The 6,868-nt window shown below is 37.6% G+C and carries 9 protein-coding genes; 1 reads left to right on the top strand and 8 read right to left on the bottom strand.

Annotated elements, in window-relative coordinates:
• Nucleotides 1-372 precede the first annotated feature (372 nt).
• Nucleotides 373-615: a helix-turn-helix domain-containing protein gene (locus ACFQU8_RS01365; protein ID WP_382357357.1), complete on the top strand. Its 243-nt coding sequence runs from the start codon at nt 373-375 to the stop codon at nt 613-615.
• Nucleotides 616-714: 99 nt separating this feature from the next.
• Here the strand turns inward: ACFQU8_RS01365 and ACFQU8_RS01360 are convergent, their stop codons facing one another.
• The 8 genes from ACFQU8_RS01360 to tkt all read right to left on the bottom strand — a co-directional run bounded on the left by ACFQU8_RS01360 (nt 715) and on the right by tkt (nt 6,859).
• Nucleotides 715-936 carry a helix-turn-helix domain-containing protein gene (locus tag ACFQU8_RS01360; protein WP_382357356.1) on the bottom strand — a complete coding sequence of 74 codons (222 nt, stop codon included), beginning with the start codon at nt 934-936 and terminating at the stop codon, nt 715-717.
• Nucleotides 937-1,011: 75 nt separating this feature from the next.
• A complete protein-coding gene (locus ACFQU8_RS01355; RefSeq protein ID WP_382357355.1) occupies nt 1,012-1,362 on the bottom strand; it encodes a DUF4064 domain-containing protein in 351 nt (116 codons plus the stop codon).
• A gap of 17 nt (nt 1,363-1,379) precedes the next feature.
• On the bottom strand, nt 1,380-1,931 hold the full coding sequence (locus ACFQU8_RS01350) for a DUF4352 domain-containing protein (protein ID WP_382357354.1): 552 nt from the start codon (nt 1,929-1,931) through the stop codon (nt 1,380-1,382).
• Nucleotides 1,932-2,046: 115 nt separating this feature from the next.
• Entirely contained in the window at nt 2,047-2,805 is a 759-nt protein-coding gene (locus tag ACFQU8_RS01345) for a hypothetical protein (protein WP_382357353.1), read from the bottom strand.
• A gap of 130 nt (nt 2,806-2,935) precedes the next feature.
• Nucleotides 2,936-3,838: a tyrosine-type recombinase/integrase gene (locus ACFQU8_RS01340; protein ID WP_382357352.1), complete on the bottom strand. Its 903-nt coding sequence runs from the start codon at nt 3,836-3,838 to the stop codon at nt 2,936-2,938.
• A gap of 134 nt (nt 3,839-3,972) precedes the next feature.
• Entirely contained in the window at nt 3,973-4,197 is a 225-nt protein-coding gene (locus tag ACFQU8_RS01335; protein WP_382357351.1) for a YneF family protein, read from the bottom strand.
• Nucleotides 4,198-4,243: 46 nt separating this feature from the next.
• Complete coding sequence (gene sirA / locus ACFQU8_RS01330; protein ID WP_382357350.1) at nt 4,244-4,705, bottom strand: sporulation inhibitor of replication protein SirA; 462 nt, start codon at nt 4,703-4,705, stop codon at nt 4,244-4,246.
• Nucleotides 4,706-4,855: 150 nt separating this feature from the next.
• Nucleotides 4,856-6,859 (bottom strand): transketolase, encoded by a 2,004-nt coding sequence (tkt, locus tag ACFQU8_RS01325; protein WP_382357349.1) that lies wholly within the window; start codon nt 6,857-6,859, stop codon nt 4,856-4,858.
• Nucleotides 6,860-6,868 lie beyond the last annotated feature (9 nt).

Here is a 6,868-nt window from a genome sequence, read left to right as displayed (position 1 = left end):
GCAGATGTTTGAATCGCTGGAGGAACAAGTTTAAACGACTAAAACACTGGCTAACTAAATTCAAAAGGGATAGGGTCATTTACACAAAATTATTGACGCCCCCAGTAGTTATAGTAGTAATAATAATAAATAGTAATATACCATAAAACCATACATAATCAGATACTGGTATATGTTCGTCTTCATCAGCAATAAAGTAGTTGTTAAGTGCCCTGATTACTTTAATATGATTACCTCCCTTATGTATAACTATTTAAGTTTAACTAGTTTCGTTACATTGATAATTATATATCGCTATTCGTTAAACGTCAATAGATATATCTATATTCGTTAAACTTTTTCTGTTATAATTATTTTAGGAGGGATATAAATATGAAGAAAATTAAATGTACTTTAAGTAACACGCTATCTGAATTACATATAACCAAAAATAAATTAGCTGTTGAATCAAAAGTAAGACCTAATACAATTACTGATATCGCCAATAACAAAGCACAAGCTGTCAATTTTGATACGCTGGTTAAGATTCTTGCTGCACTTGAGATAATTGCCAATGATAATAATATCAATCGTGATTTTAATGTCACTGATGTATTTATTTATGTAGACGAATGACTATACATTAAAATGATGGAAAGTAGGGATATGTTACAAGACTTATCTATATAAAAATAGCCACACTGTTTTATGTGTGGCTTGTATAACTTATGCAGCTTAGTCTATATCAGGAAATAAATCATCAATTTGTATGTCTAAGGCTTTTGCTATTTTAAATATGGCATTTTGTTCTGGAGCGTTTGTTCCACTTTCATATGAAGATATCGTATTATGTTTAACACCGATTAAATTACCTAGTTCTTTTTGTGTTACGTTCTTCTTCTTTCTCTCTTGTTTTATTCTTTTACCTATAGCTTCATTCATTTCTTTATTATCCATTTAGATTTATCTCCTGTATTATTTAAGAAGAGCCTTAATACCAATAGTATCAAGGCTCTCATCACAGTTAATGACCTACACTGCTTGTTTTTGTTGGCTGTTATTATTTTTAATAAATAATCCCATGATGCCACCAATACCTAACAAGACAACTGAGACAATGTAGAACATAGATACACTTACGACTCCCCAAACTGCCGATATTAGCATCAGAATGCTACCAACTTTAGGCTTCCCTTTTACTAAGGCAGAACCAACAATACCAAGTATAGAAGCAAATAAAGCTGATATTCCTAATCCGATCATTGAGCCTGATCCTTCTGCCTCAAATGCTGAACCGACACCACCAATGAACATAGCTAGGAATGAAGCTATAATACCAATAATTCCACCAATCAGTCCTAGCGTAAATGAAGTTGTTTTCATAATAACCCCCTTAGTCATTATTCTCCTAAGTTAACTTTAATTTTATCCTCACTGAGCCAATCATCTTCTATTAATAGAGTTAAATCTCCGTTGTCATCATCTTCTGGTGCTTGAAAAACAACGGAACCTTCTACTTTACCGTCTGGAACCAGTTTACCAGAGTCTAACTGATTATCCTGATCAACCATACTCATACCTGAGTCTTTGATTTGACCTTTTGAATTTTTAAGTGAGTAATCAAATGGGTTATAAGAAACTTCATCGTCACTCTCATTCTCAATTTTAATGTTTACAATAGCAAAATCATTACCATCATCTGGGTCTTCAAATTCAGTACCGTTGGATCTTTCAACATTAGTTACAGTTGTAATTACACCATCTTTTTCGATGTTGTCACCAGCAGAGAACTCTTTTTGTTCCTCCTCTTCCCCATTATTATCATCACTGTCTTCCTGTTGTTCTGCATCGTTGTCTGAATCAACCTTTTTAGCTTCTGAATCATCCTCACCGCATGCAGATAATACAAGTGCTAGTAATCCAACTAAAAGTAAAACTATACTCTTTCTCACAAAATACTTCCCCCTTAAAATTAAATATATAAGGCACTCTGAAACTTCACATAATATGAAGTATACAAGGTACTTTTTGCATAATACACCATATTCATCCTTTTCGTCTAGTATATTATTCTGATAACCAATCATAATATATACCTGATATAGCCATCTCGCGCATATGTAATTGCTCACATGTACGCTTAAACGCACCATATAAATACCCTAAGTAATCACCCTTAATATTTCCATTTTTATACTTGTGTATCGTTTCTTTAAACGTTTTGATGTAATCATCGAGATTTGTAACAAGACTGTCTGTATAGCTCTTTGTTGCTAATGTGAGTCGTCTGTATATTGAATATATATCCTCAGCTTTATCAAAAAATGGAGATATGTCTTGAACTAGTTTTTGTGGTACATTACTAGATACGTAAGTATGGTCTAGGTGACGCTCATTACGTGCGTTTATATTATTAGTTTTATATAGATTGCTAGTTTCTTTTGATACGTCAATTGTCTCGTCATTTGATACATCTTTATCAATATAAGGGTTAAAGACATAGACATTATGCCCTTTTCGTCCATACTTAAATGTATGATACATAGTGATAATACCTGATTTTGTAGCCTTGTTTAGCATACGTTCAAACGTGGATCTGCTTATACCTATTCCATCATTATGTGTAGCTGATACAATCGTTTGTATTTTGGCATAGCAAACACCAGCATATTTAGCTGAGTATCGTACAAGTCTTTTAAATGCTACTGTTTGAGCTTTAGTAAATGGACTATCAATTAGCCATTTTTCTACGGCAGAGTTAAACTGTTTTAAATTATCAAATTGTGATAGCTGCTTAAATTGATTGATGTTTCCGCTTGTCAGCATAAGTATCCCCTTGAATCTTGATTTATAGGGATCTAACATGCTATAATAAACATGCTTATCCCCTGCTTTAGTCGGTAGTGGTAAGCTTTTTGCTCCAGATGGTGTAGTGACCTCTGGGGCTTTTATTATGTCAAAAATTGCTTAATGGACTTACAGACAATGCTTTCTTGAGTAACTCATCATTGCTCAATGACTCTAAATACCTTTGTGTCGTACTTATATCACTGTGACCCAGTAACCTAGACAAGCTGTAAATATCAATGGGATTGTCACCAGATATAGCCTGTACAGCATAGTAATGACGTAGTTTATGTGGATGTACATCGTTTACACCAGCTTTAGAAGCTACATGTTTAACTAATATGTGTAATGCTGTATGTGACATCATTTGTCCTTGATACGACAAAAAATAATACTCTTGAGTTTGTTTACTTTTAAAGTATTTACGTTTAAATCGTTCATATTTAAGCAAAATACGCTTTAACTCTGGCGATATAAATACCATACGATCTTTGTTACCTTTACCTGATACAAGTATGGCATTATCCTTAATACTGTTATTTTTTAATTGTCTAACCTCATGTGACCTCAATCCACAATCTGCCATAATTGCTATAATAGCTTTGTTACGTGTCTCCATATAACTGTTACCATTCGTTGCTTTTAGAAGGGATTTAACCTCACTCTGAGTTAACCCTTGTGACAACCTCTTAGGTAGTTTTGGTAATACAACTCCGTAAAATGGATTAGATGATATATACTCCTCTTGTACACACCAATTTAAAAATGCTTTAACTTGTTTTGCTGTTGATACAATGGATTGAGCTTGTAATTGTCGATCTTGTTGCTTATATCTAATATAGGCTTGCAGATCATGTTTTGTTATATCTTCTATGTTTTTTATACCTCGTTTATCTTTAACAAATTGTGAAAATTGCTTATATTCCTGTTGCTTATTTTTCATGGTCTTAGCTGTAAATTCTTTCGATAAGCAATAGTAGTAATAATCCTCAATAGCATCAGCTAATAGCATTAAAAAAACACCCTCTCTGGTTTAGCTTCCCCAGACAAGAGTGTTCTCGTGTAAGATTAACCAAATATGATATTGATGCATTTAGAATCTTAATCAAAGCCCGTCATATGACAATCCTGTATAAATAAGTCCGATTATTTACCTTGCTGCTGATTGTTCATTTGACGCATCATCTGATTAATTTTCTTCTTGGATGGTTTTTGTCCCATCTGCATCATAAGTGTACGCAGCATTTGCTCATTAATCGGCGGGTTCTTCTTTAAGTAATTCATCATATATTTTCTGGCAATAAAAAATCCGAGCGCAAGGCCGGCTAATAAGGCAACAATGCCAATTAAAACAACCCATATGACGTTCATTAAAGCTTTCCTCCTTCATGTAGCACTCCTTATACAGTATAGTAAATCAAAAATAAGAATACAATACTTGTTCATGCTTGTCCTTATTCTGCGCCAGCGTAACTGGTGCAATCCAACCAGAATTATAAACGTTGTCTCCTGCGACAAAAAAATAAGGGTGAAACAATCGTAAAACCGGGAAAAACAAGTCTTCGGCAGCATGAACGATGTCACCCCAAAAGTTTATATGTTTTTCCCCGATATGTAAAGAAATAGAGTGTCTGTTATTGTAGATTTTCACGGTATTATAGCCTCTGGCCATGTGTATATGAGACGGCAGAAATCGATTAATATGTGATAAAACAGACGTTTCGGCAAGTTCTATCGTTATAAAATCAAATTGACGGGCAAATACATCATATTTCTCACCTTGTTCATAACTTTTTAAAAATCGATATAATACATCACTCCTGAAGTAAAAGAAATGAGCAAATTCTTCCTTAATTGCGTAAATGGTATATTGATTCAACAGAAGCCCTCCTTCTTTTACATCCTATTATACCGATTACCTTTTAAAAGGTTGTCACACTGCGCCGTAAATGCAGACTAATTTTGTCAAAACAAAAGAAAAGGTGACGCTTCTGTGTTGGAAGTGTCACCTTTTCACATTTATTCAGATTTAATTCAATAAATCGACGACACGATTGACGACATTGTTAACATGGAAGCCATATTCTTCAACAACCTTGCCGCCCTGTGCTGATGCGCCAAATTGTGAAATAGCCATAACATCGCCTTCGTCACCTGTGTATCTTTCCCAGCCAAATGGAGAGGCCATCTCAATTGCAAGCCGTTTCTTAACATCAGGTGGAAGCACCTCTTGCTTATAGGCTTTATCCTGTTCATTGAACCGGTCCCATGATGGCATACTGACAACGTTGACGCCAATACCCTTATCGAAAAGTGCTTCTTTAGCCTTAACCGCAAGCTGAACTTCTGAGCCTGATGCAAGCAGGAGTGCATCCGGTGCTGATTTATCTGTGCGGCTGACAACATAAGCACCCTTTTGGATACCTTCAGAAGCATTTTCCTTGGTACCCTCCAATACCGGCAATCCTTGTCTGGTTAGGACAAGTGCTGTCGGCTTGTCGTTTGTTTTCAGGGCAGTCCGCCAGGCTTCACGCACTTCATTTCCATCAGCTGGCCGGATCACGGAAAGACCAGGCATTGCTCTTAGTGATGGGAGCTGTTCAATCGGCTCGTGCGTCCGCCCGTCTTCACCAACAGCAATCGAATCATGCGTGAACACATATGTTACAGGGTTATTCATAATAGCTGACAGTCGTATGGCCGGTCGCATGTAATCACTAAAGACAAAGAAAGTGCCCGCATAAGGCTTAATTCCCCCATGTAACGCCATGCCATTAGCCGCAGCCGCCATGGCAAACTCACGAACACCAAACCAAATGTTTTTCCCTGCATAATGACTACTGGAAAAATCATCCTGACTTTTGATGGCTGTTTTATTGGAACCGGCCAAATCAGCGCTGCCGCCAAATAGATATGGAATCGCCGCAGATAGTTCATTCAGAACCTCGCCCGATGTTGCACGGGTTGCTTTTGCGTCATCTTCCACATCGTATACAGGAAGATTTTGCTCCCAATTATCCGGCAATTCACCATTAATAGCATGCTCTAACTCATCGGCTGCTTCCGGATATTTCGTACGGTAAGATGCAAATAAGTCATTCCAGTCCTGTTCTGCTTTTTCTCCAGGATCTGCAACTTTCTCCCGGAAATGCGCATAAACGTCATCCGGAACGTAAAAGTCATCATGTGTCCATCCGTATTGCTCTTTGGTCAATTGAACTTCTTCTTCACCCAGTGGTGCACCGTGCGAAGCAGCTGAGGCCGATTTATTAGGAGACCCGTAGCCAATAACAGTTTTTACTTCAATCAGAGTTGGCTGATCCTGATTCGCCTTGGCTTCCTGAATAGCTTTGCGGATTTCTTTCAAATCGTTTCCATCTTCAACATGAATGACCTGCCAGCCATATGCTTTAAATCTTTCTCCGGTATTATCTGAGAAAGCCCGGTTCAGATCACCATCAAGTGAAATATTGTTGGAATCATACAGAGCGACCAATTTACCAAGTTTCAAATGACCGGCAAGGGAAGCCGCTTCATGGGATATGCCTTCCATAAGGTCGCCGTCGCTCACAAGTGCATACGTATTATGATCAATAATTTCACTATCATCTTTGTTATAGGACGCTGCCAGATGCGCTTCAGCCATCGCCATGCCGACTGACATCGCAAGTCCTTGGCCAAGCGGTCCTGTCGTAGCCTCAACGCCATCTGTATGATGAACTTCCGGGTGTCCTGGTGTTTTTGAATCCCATTGACGGAAAGACTTCAAATCATCAATGGTGACATCATACCCTGACAGATGCAAAAGGCTGTATAGCAGCATTGAGCCATGCCCGGCTGACAAAACAAAACGGTCGCGGTTAAACCATGCCGAATGAGCCGGATTATGCGTCATAAACTCTGTCCATAATGCATAAGCCATTGGGGCAGCCCCCATCGGCAACCCGGGGTGGCCGGAACTGGCATTTTCAACCGCATCAATAGACAGTGTCCGGATTGTATTAATCGATAATTCTTCAATTGATTCAGACATATAGTCACA

The organism is Lentibacillus kimchii, assembly GCF_042666895.1.
GTDB lineage: Bacteria > Bacillota > Bacilli > Bacillales > Amphibacillaceae > Lentibacillus > Lentibacillus kimchii.
Note: the sequence above shows the minus strand (reverse complement) of the source record. Positions and strands in the feature narration are given on the sequence as shown.

Bases quoted from the DNA above. Each gene is read 5' to 3' on its own strand.
- ACFQU8_RS01365 (WP_382357357.1), top strand. From the start codon at position 373: ATGAAGAAAATTAAATGTACTTTAAGTAACACGCTATCTGAATTACAT.
- ACFQU8_RS01360 (WP_382357356.1), bottom strand. From the start codon at position 936: ATGGATAATAAAGAAATGAATGAAGCTATAGGTAAAAGAATAAAACAA.
- ACFQU8_RS01355 (WP_382357355.1), bottom strand. From the start codon at position 1,362: ATGAAAACAACTTCATTTACGCTAGGACTGATTGGTGGAATTATTGGT.
- ACFQU8_RS01345 (WP_382357353.1), bottom strand. From the start codon at position 2,805: ATGCTGACAAGCGGAAACATCAATCAATTTAAGCAGCTATCACAATTT.
- ACFQU8_RS01340 (WP_382357352.1), bottom strand. From the start codon at position 3,838: ATGCTATTAGCTGATGCTATTGAGGATTATTACTACTATTGCTTATCG.
- ACFQU8_RS01335 (WP_382357351.1), bottom strand. From the start codon at position 4,197: ATGAACGTCATATGGGTTGTTTTAATTGGCATTGTTGCCTTATTAGCC.
- tkt (WP_382357349.1), bottom strand. From the start codon at position 6,859: ATGTCTGAATCAATTGAAGAATTATCGATTAATACAATCCGGACACTG.